Raw genomic sequence first — 18,850 nt, forward strand, 5'->3', positions numbered from 1 at the left:
AATTACTCAGTCCACTTTGCTTATGCATATATCAACACACTGCTAAAACATAGTATCAATTTCAAATCCTTAAAGAACAAGATTCAAAACAATATTTCATATTATTAAATTTTAGTTTGATTTCATTTTTATAGAGACTATTTTTATCTATAAGAATTTTTGAATTTATAGAGTTATCAAGAAAATCTAAAGGAAAACAGGATGTATTTATTTTAAAATTTTTCATCTTTGCATAAAGTTCTAATTTTTGTTTTCTTTCATTTATTATAGAATCATAAAAATAAAAGTTTATAAATGCTCCTTTATTTAATAGCATGTCAGTAAAATTATTAGAAGTTATAATATCTATATTATTAAATGAAATATTTGATGATATTCCAAAGGGTATTGAGTTTTCTTTAAGTAAATCCATGTTAAACATAATTTTATCAAAAGTTCCGATTCCACGCTGATAATCTGTTTCATCCTTAAATCCATCAAGAGAAATTATAGGTATAACATTACAGGTTGAATATAATCTATTGCAAATTATAGGACTAAACATTTCTCCATTTGTAAAAGGTATAAATAATATATTAGGATATTTCTTATAAATATTAAATAAGAAGTCCATGGAGAAGGGCTCTTTAGCAATTATAAAAACATAATATATTTTATTTTCTTTGACTTTTGTTAAAATAGTGTCAACATCACTATATGTAAGCTGATTAATATTATTTTCAGGTGATAAATTTATAACAAAGAATGGGAAAGAGCTATGAGCACTGTTATCAAAAACATAATCGAAAAAATTTATAGTGAACTTTTTTAAAAAATTAGGATTTATGTTTAACAATATATTTTCAATGAAATTTTTAACTAAAGGAGTATCATTATAATAATTATAAGCACTTTTTATCTTTTTTTTATTTTCATTATCTTTTATAAGTTTAATAGATAAATTAAATAATTTATCCATATTTTTTGAAGGATTCTTTTCTAAAAGTGAACATACTTTTGAAATTACAATATTTTTAGTAGAATTTTTCATATATCCACTGAAATTCATATTTGCAACATCCCCTAAATTTTCTATTAATACATTTATAGATATATTTATAAAACTTTAAAATATGCTAACTTTAAAAAATATTTTTGACATATGCTTAGATTCTTATATAATAATTTAAGTACAATAAGATTTTGACTAAGTCTCAGATTAGATTTTATTTCTAATTTTGAGACTTTAAAATCGTTATATATTAAAAATATAATAAATGTTTAAATTTATAGTTAAAATTAAAAAAGGAGGGAGATTAATGTGGAAAAAAGAATTGATCTAACAGAAGGTAAGATTGTATCCAAACTTGTAAAACTGGCTTTGCCTATTATGGGAACTTCTTTTATACAAATGGCATACAATATGACGGATATGATATGGATAGGAAAAGTAGGAAGTAAAGCTGTTGCTGGAGTTGGAACGGCAGGGTTTTATAGTTGGCTTGCCATGGCCTTTATTATGATTTCAAAAACAGGAGCAGAGATAAAAGTTGCACAAAAGATGGGAGAGCATAATTTAAGGAAAGTAAAGTCGTACATAGTAAGTGCTATTCAAATAAATTTAGTACTTTCAATTTTATATACAGTGGTTTTATTAGTATTTAGTGATAAACTTATAGGCTTCTTTAACTTAGGGGATGCAGAAGTAATATCAATGTCTAAAACATACTTGGTCATTGTAGCAATGGGAATGATATTTTATTTTATAAATCCAGTATTTACTGCAATATTTAATGGTGCTGGAAGCAGTAAAACACCATTTGTAATAAACACTATAGGACTTGCATTTAATATGGTTTTTGATCCTGTTTTAATATTAGGAATAGGACCATTTCCAAAGATGGGGGTAGCAGGAGCGGCTATTGCAACAGTAATTGCTCAAGTAATAGTAAGTTTAAGTTTCATATTTGTTATGATTAAAGGTAAAGAAGAGTATTTAAAGGTAAATGTATTTACAAGACCTAGAATGGATTATATAAAGGTGCTTTGTAATATAGGATTACCTGGAGGAATACAAAATGGATTATTTACTATATTCTCTATGTGTATAGGAAGAATAATAGCAGTATTTGGACCCGTACCCATAGCTGTTCAAAAAGTAGGTTCACAAATAGAAGCTATATCATGGATGACAGCAGGTGGGTTTTCTACTGCACTTGGAACTTTTGTTGGACAAAATTACGGAAGTAAAAGGTATAATAGAATAAATAAGGGTGTAAAAGTTACTATGGTTATGGCTGTGATTATAGGAATACTTGCTTCTCTTTTATTAATACTAGGAGGAGAATATGTATTTTCATTTTTCTTAAATGATCCAGAAGCAGTTGAGCAAGGTACTGTATATTTAAGAATACTAGGTTATTCACAATTATTTATGTGTATAGAGATTACAATAACAGGTGCATTTAATGGACTTGGACGTACATACATACCATCAATCATAGGAATATTACTAACAGGGGCTAGAGTACCAGCTTCATATTTTTTATGCAATCCAAATGTGCTTGGCTTAGACGGGATATGGTGGAGCATAAGCATAAGTAGTATTTTAAAAGGAACAGTATTATTAACTATATATCTATATTTATTAAGGAAAAGAAAATTGTATAGAGAAGAAATACTAGCTTAAAGTTGATAGTAAAAAGTTGCGGAAAAAATCTATATTAGAATTTTAAAACATATATTTTTAGAAAGTGTTATTCACCTATTCTGTTCCTATGTTTTAAATTTATGTCTATATATGCAATAGGCAAAGTGGCATCGTAATTGGGCTTTGAGAATACTTAATGAGNNCATTTTTAGTATTCCTAAGTACAATTACTCAGTCCAGCTTTGCTTATGCATATATAGACATTTTACTAAAACATAGCATTATTATACTATTTCATAATGAACTTTAATTTTTCTTCTAGCTCTAGATTCATCATAAGTGTATTTTAATCCAGATTTAAATATAGTATTTTTTCTTTTAAGGGTAGGGATTTTTTCAAGAGGAAAACATCCAAAATCTCTAAGAATAAATTTAACCATACGTCCAATCATTTGTTTAAACATATCTTCAGGCATTCCAGCTTCAAAAAAATCTTCAATTTCTGGAATTACACCTTCAAGAGCAGGTCTATTAGATTTAGCTGCTTCAATCATATTATAAATACTCTTGGCTTCACATAAAAAATAAAATATTTTAGGTGTAAGATAAAAAGGTTCATATTTTATATACATCCTGTGTTCTGGATGATTAAAAAAATCATCTACATCATACATATAATCACTCCCTAATTGTATTAAATCAAACGTTAGTGTAACATACCTTAATTAAAAATAACATAATTTTAGAATTTTATCAATAATTATTAATAGAAAGAAAAAATATTTAAAATTAAGTAATATTTACATTGATTTAATTATAAATAAATATATAGGAGTATAAGGAGGGGTAAAATTTATGGTAAGTAAAATAGATATATTTTCAGGATTTTTAGGAGCCGGTAAAACAATGCTTATTAAAAGTTTGTTAGCTAACAAGGTTTATGATGAAAATACAGTAATAATAGAAAATGAATTTGGTGAAGTTGGAATAGATGGAACTATATTAAAGGAAAGAAATATAGAAATAAAAGAAATAAATTCAGGATGTATTTGTTGCCAAGTAACAGGTGATTTTATAGAATCTGTGTTAGAAATAATAGAAAAATATAATCCTAAAAATATTATAATTGAACCTTCAGGTGTAGCAAAATTAAGTGAAATATTAAATCTCTTAAATAAAGATGAATATAAAGAAAAATTTTCAATAAATAGAATAATTACAGTAATAGATGCGCAAAGGTATGACATGTATTTAAATAATTTTGATGAATTTTATAAGGACCAAATAAAAAAAGCAAAAGTTTTGGCTTTTAGTAGAACAGAGTTAATAGGCAAGGAAGAATTAAAAAAAGTAATTAGCTCTATTAGGAAGATAAATAGTACTGCAAAAATAGTAAGTAAATCTTTGTTAGATAGGGATATAAAAGAAATAAACAAAATAGTAGGAGTTGATGACAAAGCATTATACAACAAGAATGAATTTATAATAAATAAAATAGCTAAACATGCTTCTTTTAGAAAAGAACATAATCATTCTGCAAAAGATGTTTTTGAAAGTTATCCTATAGATTTGAATAATAAAATTAGTGAAGAAGAATTAGAAAGTAAATTTAAAATAATAGAACAAAACAAAGAATATGGAAATGTAATAAGAGCAAAAGGAATTGTTGAAGTTATAAATGGTGGATATTATCAATTTGATTATGTACCAAATGAATTTCAAGGAAGAAAAATAAAATGGGCTAATAAAAAAGTTATTTCTATAATAGGAAGTAATTTAAATAAAAAAGAACTGATTCGTTTATTTAGTTAAGGTGGGATATTAAAATGAAAATTCAAGTTGAAATAGTTACAGGATTTTTAGGAGCCGGGAAAACAAGTTTTATAAATTCTTTGATAAAAGAAAGTTATGTAAAAGGTGAAAAAATAATAGTAATACAATTAGAAAATGGAGAAAACAAAATATCTGACGAAGTTTTAGATTATGGTTTAGTAACAATTTATAAACAAAGTGATTTAAAGAAACTAAGCGAAGATATGATTGGTTTAATAAGAGAGTATTCTCCTAATAGAATAATAATTGAATTTAATGGAACTTACAATTTAGAAGATTTATTTAAAATAATAGATAAAAAGATATATAAAAATAACATTAGTTTAGATAGGATATATTTTATTGGTGATACTAAAAGTTTAAGATCATATGTGCAAAATATGGGTAACTTTTTAGTTCCATTTATTGAACTTTCAAATTTAATGATTTTGAATAATACTAAGAATTGTAATAAAGAAGATATAGAAAGTACTAAAAATATGTTAAAAAATATAAATCCATCAGCATATATATTGGAATCAGAAAATAAAGGGGGATTTAATTCATTGCTTAGAGAAAGTCAAATATTAGATAATACTTTTTTTAAAAAGATAAAAGTTAAGATAAATAATTCCACAAAACATTTAAGGAGAAAAGAGAGTGAAAAATAAAAAAAATAGAAATTTTTTAATAATATCATTTATCATATTTTTAATTATTATAGGATTATATAAATTAGATATGTATGATAAAAATATAATGGAAAAATTTTTTAGTACATTTATAGACATAATGATGGATTCAACTCCTTTTATTGTTTTAGGAGCGATAATTTCAGGTGTGATGCAAATATATATATCAAATGAAACTATACGTAAGTGTATTCCTAAAAATAATATTGTAGGATATTTTGGTGCAGCATTAATAGGTCTTATATTTCCAATATGTGAATGTGCAATAATTCCTATAACAAGAGCCTTAATTAAAAAAGGAGTGCCTCTTGGATTTGCAATGACATTTATGATGGCTGTGCCTTTAATAAATCCAATTGTAATAATGTCAACATATACAGCGTTTAATGATAACATATCTATGGTAATAGCAAGAACGGTGGGCGGATTTGTTGGAGCAATTCTTATAGGAGTTATAATGACCTTGCTTCAAGGCAGAAGACAATATTTATTGATGGACAGATTAATAGACAATAAATCATATTGTAATTGCGGATGTAATGATAATGGAATGATGAAATGTGATGGAAATAAGTTTAAATTACTTTTAGAGCATTCTATAAAAGAATTTTTAGATATTATGAAGTACCTTATAATTGGAGCATTTTTGGCAACTGCATTTCAAGTATTGGTTCCAACCAGTATATTTGATAATATATCAAATGGAAAGATGCTATCTATAATATTTATGATGTTGCTTTCATTTCTATTATCTTTATGTTCGGAAGTTGATGCGTTTATTGGTAAAAATTTATTAAATCAATATCCTTTTTGTAGTGTAGTAGCCTTTTTAATATTTGGGGCTATGTTAGACATGAAAAATCTAATTATGTTATTTGGAACATTTAGAAAGGAATTTGTAATAAAGTTATCTATTACAATAGTATCAGTTGTTATATTGGTTTCAAGCGTATTTTTATTGGCAGGATTATAACAATAATAGAAGTTAATCAAGATAAGTTGAGGGGGAAAGGGTAGAGTTAAAAAATATGGCTGTTTTCATATGAATTTAATGAAAACAGCCACTTTAATCTTTTACTCAACTAAAGTTTTTAAGGTAATATCTTTCTTAGTTATATGATCAAAAATCCAACCATATAAAAAGTTAATTAATGTTTGTAATTCATCGTAGTTTTCTTTATAAAAATTAGATACATTAATATCTAAGATTTGCTTCTTAAATGCTTTATGATCAGCAATATGATCTGCTAGATAAGCATAATGTACCATGCCAAAGTACATTTCTTCATAATAGAAATGATAAGTTACATAATTTCGAAAATCACATACAATTTTAATTGCATCATCTACTTTATAAATTACATTTGGAGTTGCAAGTAGGATTTCTAAATCTCTACATAGTTTAAATAAATATTTGTGTTGTTCATCTATAGTCTCAATGCCAATATTATAGCTATCGTCCCATTTTATCATTTGTACCCCTCTTTATTCGATAATATATATAATAATTTATATATTTATATTATTATATAATAAAAATATAAAAAGTTTCAAATTGAATATGTATAAATATACATGAAATACCTCTAAAATAGAACGAATTTTATAATAAACATAAAATATCGGATATAAGCATAAATATTACACCTATTATCCGATAGTTTTTATAGTATATTTAATTCAAAACATTTTTTAACTATTGAGCGTATTTTTCATCTAATATAATTTCAATATAACTAAGTTTATTTTCTACACTAGCATCTGATGCTACTGTTATTTTATAAGTATTAAATTTATTATTCCAAACTAGACCAATAGGTGCAGTTACATCTGGTGTTTGAGCACTAATGCCTAATACATTTAAGATGTTAATACCATCATTAGGATATTTTAGTTCTTTTATTGGTATAATTTTAATAATTGCAGATTTAGAATCAACGTAAGTTATTTCAAAAGTATAGTCATCTTTTTCATAAGTAACTTTATCACCATCTGTGCTTTTAGGATTTCCTAAAACTTTTTTAATAGCATTTTGATCCTTATCTTTTAAATCATCTATACTAACAACCTTCTTTACTTCTGCAGTAGAAGATTCAACATTTCCTGGTAGAGTTGAATTAGCATTTTCATTTTGAGTTTGTTCAGTAGTGTTATTAGTATCGTTATTAGTATTATTAGGCTTTCCACATGATACTAATGTTATAATACATAGTAGTGAAATTACTGATAATTTAATAAATTTTTTTTTCATGAGCGTCTTCCTCCTAAGATATTAAAAAATTTCCCTATATTTACATAGTAAAATTTGTTCTTTGTAGAATATTATATCACTATTTATTTTTAATAAAAGTAAAGTAATAGAATCTTAATAAAGATTAAATTTTAATGTAATCTTTGCTTAAATTTAAGTAGTTTAAATCCATTTTCTGAAACATAAACCCCAAGTAATACTAATATTGCACCAAAAGTAGAGTATAGAGTAAGACTTTCATTTAATATAAAGAAAGAAGCTATCATTGTAACAGCTGGTATTAAATAAATGTAATTATTAGTTTTAATAATTCCTAAATTATCAACTGTATAATTCCAAACAACGTAGCATATTCCAGACGCTATTACTCCTAGAAATAACAAATTGAATATTATTTTTGGTTGCGATAATGACATGGTATTTATATTACTAGATGATGAAAACAATATAAATGGCAATATAGTTAATAATGCATAAAAAAATATTTTTCTAGTTATATATATGTAGTTGTACTTACCACTAATTTTTTTTAAAGTTACTGAATAAACAGCCCAACATAATGCAGCAGATAAAGCTAAAATATCTCCAATTGGATTTAATTTTAATATAAAATTTCCATTAAAGATAACTAAAAATACACCTAAAATTGCAATTATAAATCCAATAAATAAATTTTTATTTAAATTTTCTCCTTTGGAAAAAAAGTGTGCCATAAATGCTGTTAAAATTGGAGCAGTAGCAAGAATTAATGCTACATTAGATGTAAGAGAATAAATTAATGCAGAATTTTCAGTAATAAAATATAAAGATCCTCCAGTGATTCCAGCAAGCAAAAATAAAGATTCTTCTTTTATTGATGTTATTTTATGAAATTTGGGATGAATTAGTAAAAGCATAATATATGCTATTAAAAATCTAAGAAACATTATTTCTGCTGGAGTGAAATTACTAAGTAATACTTTAGTAGATACAAAAGTAGTACCCCAAACTACTATTGTAAAAAACGCTAAAAAGTTTAATGATAACTTTTTATTATTCATATGAATCAAGTCCCCCTTTAAGTTATGTATTTTTTGCTATGTGGTAAATTATATATTAATAATAAATTTGTGTAAATAAGATATTAATTTAAGCAAAATGGATATTGATAAACTTTTTTGCAGGATATTTAATTCTATTTAAAGGGATATTAAGTTTTGCTATAGAAGTATATTATTAGGGATAAAGGGGAGGTAAATTAATGAATGATATAATTTTTAAAACAGTAGACGGAGTGGTGTATGCAGGAAAAGTCACATACTTTGGAAAAGAAGAATTATCAGTAAAAAATCTAAATATATTAAATGAGTTTGAAGAAAAAGATGTGCCAGCACTTAAAGAAAATGTATACGAAGATGGTGATGTATGGTTTTATACTAATAAAATAATTTGGTATAAAAATAGGAGATAATTTAAATATGATTAAAAAGATTACTTAATTAATGGGTTTGTATTAAGTAATCTTTTTAATTTATAATAAATTATATTTAAAAGTCTAGTCTAATTAATGAAAGAAATAAATTACTTATCTTTATTTTTAAGTACTCCATTAGAAATAATTTTTTCTTGGAATTCTACATTAAATGCTTTTTCATATTTTTTTATTATGTTCATTTGTTTATCAGTAACTATACAGATAGAAGTACCTTTTGCATTACCTCTAGCAGTTCTACCAGATCTATGTAAGTACTCATCAAGTTTTAATGGAAGATCTAAATTAAATACATGAGTAATATCAGTAATATCAAGACCTCTAGCAGATACATCTGAAGAAACTAATATTTTGATTTTACCTGTTTTAAAGCTATCAATAGCATTTTTTCTTTCTTCTTTAGAAATACTTCCACTCATAGCAAAACATTCTCTATTATGATAATTAAGTTTTAAAGATGTTAATTCAATATCTTTATTATCATTAACAAATATTAATGCTCTTTTTGGATCTTCAGCTGATATTATTTTTCTAAGTACTTCAAATTTATCTCTTCTATCACATTTTACATACACATGTGAAATGTTAGGGTTAATTGAAGATTTACCTTGTGATTTAACTATTAAAGGATCTTTCATTAATTCCTTTAATGAATCAACTATTTCAGGAGTAATAGAAGCAGAAAAGGCCATTAATTGTCTATCTCTCATAGTTGTTTTAATTATGTCTTTAACAATTTGAGCTCTCTTTGGATCCAATAAATTGTCAACTTCATCAATAACAATAGTTTTTATAGTATGAGCAGTGATCTTTTTCTTTCTTATAAGATCAAGAACTCTACCAGTTGATCCAACTATTATATGAGGCTTAACTTCTTTAAGCTTTTTAATTTGATTATTTATATTAACATCACCGATTATTCCAAGTGATTTAACGTTTATTCCAGAGTTATCTGAAAGCAACTTAATTTGCGCCTCTATTTGCATAACTAATTCATGAGTTGGTGCTAAAATTATTGCTTGAATATCTTTAGTTTCAGTATTTATTCTTTCAAATATAGGAAGAAGATAAGCTAAAGTTTTACCACTTCCAGTAAATGATTCTCCCATTATGTCTTTATTTTCTAAAGCTTCATTTATAACTAAACTTTGAATTTCAGTTGGAGCAGTTATATTTTGCTTTTCTAATGCACTTATTATATCTGAACTTAAATTTAAATCGTTTAATGATTTTGTCATATTATAAAAATTCTCCTTTGTTTTTAAATATTAGTATGCTTAATTATATACTTAATATATGTATTTTTCTAGTTAAACTTGTATTTGTAGTATATAATCATAGAGTTAGATAAATTTTAGGCTGTATTTAAAAAGATTACTAATATATGTATAAGCAAATTGGATAAAGCAATTGAACTTAAGAAGACTAACAATTAAGTATAGTCCTATTTTACCTTATGTCTAATATAAAATTATAATAAGCAATTAAAAAATAGTTTATTTCATAATAAGATGATTATAATAAATTATTTTGTATTGAAAATACTATATTAATTATGGGATAAAATAAACATAGTGCAAAAGAAAAATATGTTTAATTAAGATAAATAAAGGAGACAATTAAAGGATGAGCAAAGAATTTAATAAATTTGAGTTAAGTGGTGAATTATTAAAAGCAATAGATAATTTAGGATATAAGACTCCATCAGAGGTTCAAGAGAAAGCAATACCAGAAATACTTAGAAATAAGGATTTAGTTGTAAAATCTCAAACAGGAAGTGGAAAGACAGCGTCTTTTGGTATTCCATTATGTGAAAAAATAGACTGGGATGAAAATAAACCTCAAGTGTTAGTATTAGCACCAACAAGAGAATTAGCAGTTCAAATTAGTGAAGATATATCTAATATAGGAAGATATAAAAGAATTAATTGTGTACCTATTTTTGGAAAGCAATCAATAATGGATCAAGAAAGAAAATTAAAGCAAAAAACACATATAGTTGTTGGTACTCCAGGTAGAGTATTAGATCATATAGATAGAGGAAGCCTTGATGTGTCAAAGATAAATTATTTTGTTATAGATGAAGCAGATGAAATGCTTAATATGGGATTCATAAAACAAGTAGAAGCTATAATAAGAAGAATACCAAAGAAAAGAGTAACATTATTATTTTCTGCAACTATACCTGATGAAATAAAAAACTTATGTGACAAACATATGAATAGACCAATTGATATAGCAATTAAATCTCAAAATTTAACAAGCGATAATGTAAGTCACTATGCTTATCATGTAGGATATAACGAAAAACTAGATTTATTAAATAATATACTTATATCTGAAATGCCAGAAACTTCAGTTGTATTTTGTAGAACAAAAGAAAATGTTGATACAGTACATGAATATTTAAATAAAAAGGGTTATTCAACTAATAAGATACATGGTGGAATGATGCAAAAAGACAGACTTGATACTATGGAGCAATTTAGAAGAGGTGACTTTAGAATTTTAGTAGCAACAGATATAGCTTCAAGAGGTATAGATATAGAGGGAATTACACATGTTATAAACTATGATATTCCAGTTGAAAAAGAAGCATATGTACATAGAATAGGAAGAACAGGACGTGCAGGGGCTAAAGGAGTAGCATTAACTTTCTGTAAAGATTCTGGAGATAGATATTTAAATGAAATTGAAGAATACATAGGCTTTAAACTAGAGGTTAAAAATATTCCAAGCAAAGAAGAAATAATTAAAAGCACAGAAAAAGCAATGGAAGTATTAAAAAGTAAACCAAAGAAGAAGAAGGAAAAGAGTAATGCTGTAAATAAAGATATAATGAAGATATATCTAAATGGTGGTAAGAAAAAGAAAATTCGTGCAGGGGATATAGTTGGAGCTGTAACTAAAATACCAGGAGTAACTGGTGAAGACATTGGAATAATAGATGTTCAAGATTTAGCTTCATACGTAGATATATTAAATGGAAAAGGTAAGACTGTAATAAATGGACTAAAGACAGCTACAATTAAAGGTAAAAAGCTTAAATGTGATAGAGCAAGAGGTTAACTTTAAGTAAAGTGTTTATCTATGAATAAGCAAAGTTGGACGGAGTAATTGAACTTAGGAATGCTAAAATGAGTATAGTCCCATTTTAGNNACTTTACCTATTTCATATATAAACACATGTTTAAAATATAAATTTGTTTTGCTAACCTAAATAATATAATAATTTGATTAAATAGTATAATTTAGTTATACTGAATAAAGAATAATAAATAGTTAAAAAATCACTTTTCAAATTTTTTATATATAATAATAGTGTGCTATTTTTAGAAGTTGTGATTGTAGCATAATCTAGTAAGTAAATTATAGGAATTTTAAAAGTTAATTTAGTAAAGAGGTGTATTTAAAATTATGTTTTCAAATAGAAATGCAAAATGCTGGTGTGGTAGCGGATTAAAATATAAGAGATGCCATTTAGAATTTGATGAAAAGTTAGAAAGTTTAAGATTAAAAGGTGAAATAGTTCCACCAAGAGAAGTAATAAAGAGTTCAGAAGACATAGAAGGAATAAAAAAGAGCTCAGAAGTTAACAATGGAGTTTTAGATTTAGTTGCAAGTAAGATAAAGGCAGGAATGTCTACTTTAGATATAGATAAATTAGTTTATGACTATACAGTAGAACACGGTGCTATACCTGCACCTTTAAACTTTGAAGGATTCCCTAAGAGTGTATGTACTTCTATCAACAATGAAGTATGTCATGGTATACCAGATGAAAAGATAATACTTAAAGATGGAGATATCGTAAATGTAGATGTATCAACTATTCTTAATGGATATTATTCAGATGCATCAAGAATGTTTATGATAGGTGAAGTTAGTGAAGATGCTAAGAAATTAGTTGAAGTAGCTAAAGAATGTATGGAAGCTGGAATAAAAGTAATAAAACCATGGGGTCACTTAGGTGATATTGGAGCTGCTTGTCAAGAAGTAGCACATAAGAATGGTTACACAATTGTTAGAGCTTTAGGTGGTCATGGAGTAGGGAATCAATTCCATGAAGAACCTTTTGTACCTCATATCGGTAAAAAGGGTACAGATATGGTCTTAGTACCAGGAATGGTATTAACAGTAGAACCAATGGTTAATGCTGGTGGATATGATGTATATGTAGATGCAGAAAACGAATGGACTATATATACAGAAGATGATTCATTATCAGCTCAATGGGAACATACTGTTTTAATAACTGAAACTGGAGTTGAAATATTAGCTAAATAATTTTGTGATGCTTAGTGATACCATCCTGTGTTTTATGAAACATAGGGTGGTATTTTTTTAATGTATAGGAAATTATAGAATTTTTGAAGCTTGAAAGGCTGATGAAATCTAAGGTTATGAATATATGTTTAAATTGTTCATTGAAGGGTGGCGTAGCCACTTTTTTATGTAAGAGTTTGTTTTTGATAAGAATAATCTTAGAACATTTATTTAACATTGGTATAAATATATTATATGAGAACTTATTTTGGTAAAGCTTTATTAATATTAAGGAGTTTTTTTATGGAAGATGAACAAATCAAGGATATTATAGTAGCTTTAATAAACAATAAGATGTTTCCTGAGGGAAAAGATGAAGAACATACAGCTAAATATGTAGCTAGGTTTATAAAAACATTAGAAAAAGAATTAGATAAGTAAGATGGGGATTGGTGGAGGGTCGCCTCCACCATGAAACCCACGACCATTTGTATATGGCTTGAATAGCTACTTACAGATGGTCGTGTTTTTTATTGTCACGGGTAGCACCAAAATCAAAACCACGAAAATATTAAAATTTACAATTTGGATTTTAGTGCGTTATTCTAGTTTTTGAAGAAAAAATAATGAAACTTATGAGAATAAAGTTTTAAATATTAGATTTTATAATTTATTTAAGTATAATTTTTACTGTAAAATAATTCAATAAATCGCTAATATAAACTATAATTAATATAACGAAATAATGGAGGTGAGTCATGTGCCATATGAAATGGGTGGAAGAGCAGATAAGAGTGGAAACAGATATGAAATAAAATGTGTTATATATCAAATGCTAAAACTTCTAGAAGAAAAAATATATTCAGTAACGCTAGAGGCACTTGGAGAAGATGAACAAGGAGTAGATATATGGATAGATTACTTAGATGGAAGTCGAGAAGGGCAGCAATGTAAGGGGAGAAATGGAAGTAGTGAAAGTTGGACAATTAGTTCAATGAAAGCACATGATATATTTGTAAACTGGAAAATGCAACTAGATAGAAATGAGAAGAATAAAGTTGCGCTGGTTTCACCATTATCATGTTCCCTAATCATTGATTTGATAAATAGAGCTAATAATACTGATGGAGATTATGAACATTTCTATAATAATCAAATATGTAAATCTCAAAAAATAAAAAAAGCTTATACAGATTATGCTGAAGCAATGGAATTAAATATTGAGGATAAAAAGGATATTATAAAAAGTATTGATTATTTAAAAAGAACTTTTTACAGACAGGAACCAGATTTTCAATTAAAAGAATTTATATTAGATAAAATTCGATATTTATTAATTGGAGATGAAGACAGAGTTTATGATACCCTTGTGTCTATAATTATTGATGAAGATATTCTAGGTAAACAAATTACAAACACTTTTTTATGTGAACTATTAAGAAGTAAAGATATTGAATTAAAAAATCTTGCTTTAGATAAAAGAATAGCTCCAAGAATAGACGAACTTAATGATGAATTTAGAAAGTTTTTTCTCCCAATTAAAGATAGATTAATAGAGCGTAAAGAATTTGATTCATGTAGAAAGATTATTGATTCGGGGGAATCAATGATTATTCATGGAAAAGCAGGTAATGGTAAAAGCGGTTGTACTGAAGCAATATTAAATTATTGTAATAAAAATACCATACCTGTTATTGCGATTAAGCTAGACAAAAGGATTCCTATGGGAAGTGCTGAAAAATGGGGACAAGATTTAGGATTACCAGCGTCACCTGCTCACTGTTTACATAGTATTTCAAAAGATGAACAAGCAGTAATTATTCTTGATCAATTGGATGCATTAAGATGGACTCAAGCACATTCAAGAGATTCTTTATTGGTTTGTGCTGAAGTTATTAATGAGATAATAAAAATAAATATTGAGAGAAAGAAAAAAATATCCCTAGTTTTTGTATGTAGAACATATGATCTTGAAAATGATAATAATATAAAAGCATTACTTAAATCAGATGAAAAAAGTAACTTAAAAATGTCTTGGAATAATATAACTGTAGATGAGTTTGATGACAATACAGTAAAAGAAGTAGTAGGAGAGCAGTACCTAGGATTATCCAATAAGTTAAAATGCATTTTAAAGACACCAAGTAACTTATATATTTGGAGTCAATTATCATCAGATAAGGACTACAATGAGTGTTCAACTACAAGCAATTTAATTTTAGAATGGTGGACGCAGTTAAAAAGTAATTCTATGGCTGTTGGAGTGAATGAAAATGATGTTATTAATGTTAAAGAAAATTTAGTTCAATTACTAGATAAGATGGGAAGAATAAGTATATCTAAAAGAATTTTAAGAACTAATGAGAATGCATTGTTTTATTTGTCATCAAATGGTTTTTTAATAGTACAAGGTGAGAGTATCTCATTTATCCATCAAAGCATACTAGATTATTTTTTAGCAGAAACAATGATTGATAAATTTTATGATGGAGAAAATATAGTTAATATTATAGGCGATAAGGAAAAGCAGACACCTAGTAGAAGATATCAAGTACAGATGCTGTTACAGAATCTAGTTGAAATGGATAGCCGTGATTTTATTAATGTTGGTGAACAGATGTTAAAAAGTGATAGTATTAGATATTACATGAAACATGTGTTTTATGAAGTATTAGGACAGGTATCAAATATAGATGAGCCAATAAGAATATTTGTTTTAAAAAATTGTGAAGTTAAAGAATACAGTAAATATATATTAAATAATGTTGTTATGAGTCATAGCAATTATATTAGTATGTTAAGAGATAATGGCATTCTTGATAAGTGGATAAAAGATGAAGATACAAAATATATAGTGTTTAATTTATTGAAAAGCATTAGTCCAAAGTTTGATTCTAAAGACATTGTATTCATTAAGAAGTATATTTTAAAATCGAAATCCGATGATGAAAAATTGATTAAATGTTTTAATAATAATATAAATGATGATACGGATGAAATGTTTGATTTACGAATGCAATTATACGAAAAATATCCTGAAATGGCGAATGTGTACTTTAACTTTAAAAAGATGTTCAAAAAATGTGAAATGCGTACAATTAAATTTTTTACGTTTTTATTAAAATATAAAATAAAAAGCCAAGAAAAAAACATATATAAATATGAAGAAGAATTAGCATATGAAATAGCTGATATTTGGGTGAATAATGGAAAAGAAATAGTGAAAATGTTGCTACCTAATTTACCACGTGAATCATATGAAGCGATTAGTTTTAGTGAATGGTGTAATAGATATGGACATAAAAATAATTTGGAACGTACTTGTGTACAAATTATAAAGAAAGCTAATGCTGGGATTATTTCAAATAATCCTAAAGAATTTTTCGAGATATATAGTCACTTTATGGGAAAGGGATTTGCTATTTTTAATGAAATAATGTTATCAGCATTACTAAATTTACCAGAAGAGTATAGTGATTATGTAATTAATTATTTATGTGAAGATTTTGATAAAAATATCTTTGACATGACTAGTGGAGATAATAAATTATTATTAGCTAAAGATGTAATAAAAAAACACTCAGTTAGTTGTAGTAATGAAGTTTATTTATTGTTGGAAAATAAAATAATACATTATATTTCACCAGATGCTAAAGAAAGATATTTTCGAAGAGTAGAGTATAATAAAAATAATACTGGAGAAAGAGTATATTGGAGCTTCTGGGGGGATTTGCAGGCAGAGCTATTACCATGTTTGCAAATCAATCGAATGTCTGAAGAAGGAAAAAGATTATTGACTGTATTAAAGAGAAGATTTGAAGGTAAATACAACAGATATGATAATTCATCTGGACACAGTGGTTTTGTAAAATCACCAATTAGTGGAAAGAAATTAAGTAATAAGAATTGGATTAAACTATTAACTAACAAAGAAATTGAGCGTAGGGAAAATCATAATTGGAAAGATGTACCTGGGGGGTTTATTGAAAGTTCTATCGAAGAATTCTCAAGTGATTTTCGTAGTACAGTAATCTTAGAACCTGAACGAATGATTAAATTAGTACTTGGATGTGAAGAAGAAATTTTGGATGAATATATAGATTCATTATTTAGTGGAATAGCAAGTAATAATGAACCTAAAGATATATCAACAGAATTATTGGAAGCGTTAATAGAAAGATATCCATGTGATAATAAATCTTGGAGAGCTAGTAGTATATGTAGAATACTTGAAATGAAAAATGATTCAAAGTGGTCTCAAAAAGTATTAGATATTTTAAAAGATATTGCCATAAATCATATAAACCCTGAGTTGGAAAAGCCAAATGTTACTAATAAAGATGATAAGGAAATGCGAACATTTGAAATGTTACAAGATAACTCATTGAATTGTGTAAGAGGTTCAGCTGCATTTGCAATTGGCAAATTACTTTGGGAAGATAAACGATTGTATGTTCAATTTAAAGAAACAATTAACCAACTAACTAAAGATGAAAATCCAGCTGTAAGGTTAGCAAGTTTATCAGCGTTATGGCCTACTTATAATATAGAAAGAGATTGGGCTTCTGAAAAAATATTGACTCTATATGAACAAGATTATCGTTTAGCAGGATTTCATGATTCAAAAAATATGTTTTTCTTGTTATACAATAAGTATAGAGAGCGTGTTTTAAAAATAATTAACAAATGTTTTTTATCATCAGATGAACAATTAATTAAAATCGGTTCGTATAGTTTAGCAGAGATGTTTATAGTAAAAAATGAGTTTTTACATGAAATAGATAATATAGATAGTATTACAGAAAAGCAGGTGAAATCAATATTAGAAATGGTAGCTATCTATTTTGATAAAGATGAATATAACGATATTTGTAAAAAGATAATACTAAAATTTAAAACAAGTGAATTTGATTTAGATTTTCCTATATCAAATTTATTCTATCAAAACAAGATTAATTTAGAAAGGGATAATGAATTTTTAATAGAGATTATGCAATCAAATCTAAGTAATAGAATAGTAAGTGCTTTTGTACATTATCTTGAAAATAATTCAAAATCTATAGTATATTATAAAGATATAATCTTATCAATGAGTTATCATTTACTTATTAATGAGAGTGAAAAATTAATAGGGTATTGGGGAATAGATGATGAAATTTCAAAGTTAATTATAGGATTATATGATGAGACTTCAACATCTTTAGAACCTGAATTAATTGAGGTATCTAAAAAATGTCTTGATATCTGGGATTTAATGTTTGAGAAACAAATTGGTTCAATTAGAATGCTAAGTCAAAAAATATTTGAGAGATGATGAGCAGATTACAAATGATCATTAAAAAATGTTTTATAAAGGGGCTTAAAATATGTAGTAAAAGTAATTTGCGATAAAAATTCCGTATAAAGAAGATTTGGTGGATTTCAAAGGTTATGCTTCACCTCCACCATAAAACCCACGAAAATCATAATTTGGATTTTTGTGGGTTTATTTTCATAGAAAAAAATACCAAGTATTATTTTCGTAGTTATAAATAGATTTTAGCGATGAGTTGAAAAAGCAGAATTCGAAAAATAAAAAATCAAACTAAAAGAACTGGTTTAATGGTTCTAATTGATTCTTTGCAGAAGGGGGAGGCCAACATTCAAGTAGCACAACCTATAGATACAATATAAACAATACATTTTGTAGATGGCTGTGATTATAGATGTGTTCGGTACTATTTATATAA

15 protein-coding genes are annotated in these 18,850 nt (G+C 26.2%); 9 read left to right on the plus strand and 6 right to left on the minus strand.

The annotated features are described in order from the left end of the window. Nucleotides 1-61: 61 nt before the first annotated feature. The gene (locus tag NG918_RS11945) at nt 62-1,048 is read right to left on the minus strand and encodes a radical SAM protein (protein ID WP_252212788.1); all 987 of its coding nucleotides are present in this window, start codon (nt 1,046-1,048) and stop codon (nt 62-64) included. 252 nt (nt 1,049-1,300) lie between these two features. On the opposite strand from NG918_RS11945, the gene NG918_RS11950 reads away from it, so the two are divergent. Next, nucleotides 1,301-2,668 carry an MATE family efflux transporter gene (locus NG918_RS11950; RefSeq protein WP_252226361.1) on the plus strand — a complete coding sequence of 456 codons (1,368 nt, stop codon included), beginning with the start codon at nt 1,301-1,303 and terminating at the stop codon, nt 2,666-2,668. Nucleotides 2,669-2,913: 245 nt separating this feature from the next. On the opposite strand, the gene NG918_RS11955 is transcribed toward NG918_RS11950, so the two are convergent. Beyond that, nucleotides 2,914-3,303: a hypothetical protein gene (locus NG918_RS11955; RefSeq protein ID WP_003371490.1), complete on the minus strand. Its 390-nt coding sequence runs from the start codon at nt 3,301-3,303 to the stop codon at nt 2,914-2,916. A 181-nt stretch (nt 3,304-3,484) separates the two neighbouring features. Here NG918_RS11955 and NG918_RS11960 point away from each other — a divergent pair, with 181 nt between their 5' ends. Genes NG918_RS11960 through NG918_RS11970 form a run of 3 tightly spaced genes read left to right on the plus strand, consistent with a single transcriptional unit; the run spans nt 3,485 to nt 6,106 of the window. Next, nucleotides 3,485-4,441 carry a CobW family GTP-binding protein gene (locus tag NG918_RS11960; RefSeq protein ID WP_252226363.1) on the plus strand — a complete coding sequence of 319 codons (957 nt, stop codon included), beginning with the start codon at nt 3,485-3,487 and terminating at the stop codon, nt 4,439-4,441. A gap of 14 nt (nt 4,442-4,455) precedes the next feature. Further along, the gene (locus tag NG918_RS11965; protein ID WP_252212785.1) at nt 4,456-5,112 is read left to right on the plus strand and encodes a GTP-binding protein; all 657 of its coding nucleotides are present in this window, start codon (nt 4,456-4,458) and stop codon (nt 5,110-5,112) included. Further along, complete coding sequence (locus NG918_RS11970; protein ID WP_252212784.1) at nt 5,102-6,106, plus strand: permease; 1,005 nt, start codon at nt 5,102-5,104, stop codon at nt 6,104-6,106. Before NG918_RS11965 ends, NG918_RS11970 begins: the two co-directional genes overlap by 11 nt. A gap of 101 nt (nt 6,107-6,207) precedes the next feature. Here the strand turns inward: NG918_RS11970 and NG918_RS11975 are convergent, their stop codons facing one another. From NG918_RS11975 to NG918_RS11985, 3 genes are all read right to left on the minus strand, one after another. After that, nucleotides 6,208-6,606: a bacteriohemerythrin gene (locus NG918_RS11975; RefSeq protein WP_252212783.1), complete on the minus strand. Its 399-nt coding sequence runs from the start codon at nt 6,604-6,606 to the stop codon at nt 6,208-6,210. A gap of 223 nt (nt 6,607-6,829) precedes the next feature. After that, on the minus strand, nt 6,830-7,384 hold the full coding sequence (locus NG918_RS11980) for a hypothetical protein (RefSeq protein ID WP_252212782.1): 555 nt from the start codon (nt 7,382-7,384) through the stop codon (nt 6,830-6,832). A gap of 131 nt (nt 7,385-7,515) precedes the next feature. After that, nucleotides 7,516-8,424 (minus strand): DMT family transporter, encoded by a 909-nt coding sequence (locus tag NG918_RS11985; protein WP_252212781.1) that lies wholly within the window; start codon nt 8,422-8,424, stop codon nt 7,516-7,518. Between the two features lie 200 nt (nt 8,425-8,624). Here NG918_RS11985 and NG918_RS11990 point away from each other — a divergent pair, with 200 nt between their 5' ends. Then, nucleotides 8,625-8,834, plus strand: a complete 210-nt coding sequence (locus tag NG918_RS11990) for a hypothetical protein (RefSeq protein ID WP_252212780.1) — start codon at nt 8,625-8,627, stop codon at nt 8,832-8,834. Between the two features lie 110 nt (nt 8,835-8,944). Here NG918_RS11990 and NG918_RS11995 read toward each other — a convergent pair whose 3' ends face one another. After that, entirely contained in the window at nt 8,945-10,093 is a 1,149-nt protein-coding gene (locus NG918_RS11995) for a DEAD/DEAH box helicase (RefSeq protein ID WP_252212779.1), read from the minus strand. Nucleotides 10,094-10,481: 388 nt separating this feature from the next. Here NG918_RS11995 and NG918_RS12000 point away from each other — a divergent pair, with 388 nt between their 5' ends. From NG918_RS12000 to NG918_RS12015, 4 genes are all read left to right on the plus strand, one after another. Further along, nucleotides 10,482-11,924, plus strand: coding sequence for a DEAD/DEAH box helicase (locus NG918_RS12000; protein ID WP_252226367.1), 1,443 nt, complete (start codon nt 10,482-10,484; stop codon nt 11,922-11,924). A gap of 348 nt (nt 11,925-12,272) precedes the next feature. Then, nucleotides 12,273-13,142, plus strand: coding sequence for a methionyl aminopeptidase (locus NG918_RS12005; RefSeq protein ID WP_252212777.1), 870 nt, complete (start codon nt 12,273-12,275; stop codon nt 13,140-13,142). Nucleotides 13,143-13,424: 282 nt separating this feature from the next. After that, entirely contained in the window at nt 13,425-13,562 is a 138-nt protein-coding gene (locus tag NG918_RS12010; RefSeq protein ID WP_003374026.1) for a hypothetical protein, read from the plus strand. Between the two features lie 319 nt (nt 13,563-13,881). Then, nucleotides 13,882-18,435 (plus strand): hypothetical protein, encoded by a 4,554-nt coding sequence (locus NG918_RS12015; protein ID WP_252212776.1) that lies wholly within the window; start codon nt 13,882-13,884, stop codon nt 18,433-18,435. Nucleotides 18,436-18,850 lie beyond the last annotated feature (415 nt).

It is taken from the genome of Clostridium sp. ZBS2 (assembly GCF_023845855.1).
GTDB classification, from domain to species: Bacteria; Bacillota; Clostridia; order Clostridiales; family Clostridiaceae; genus Clostridium; species Clostridium aquiflavi.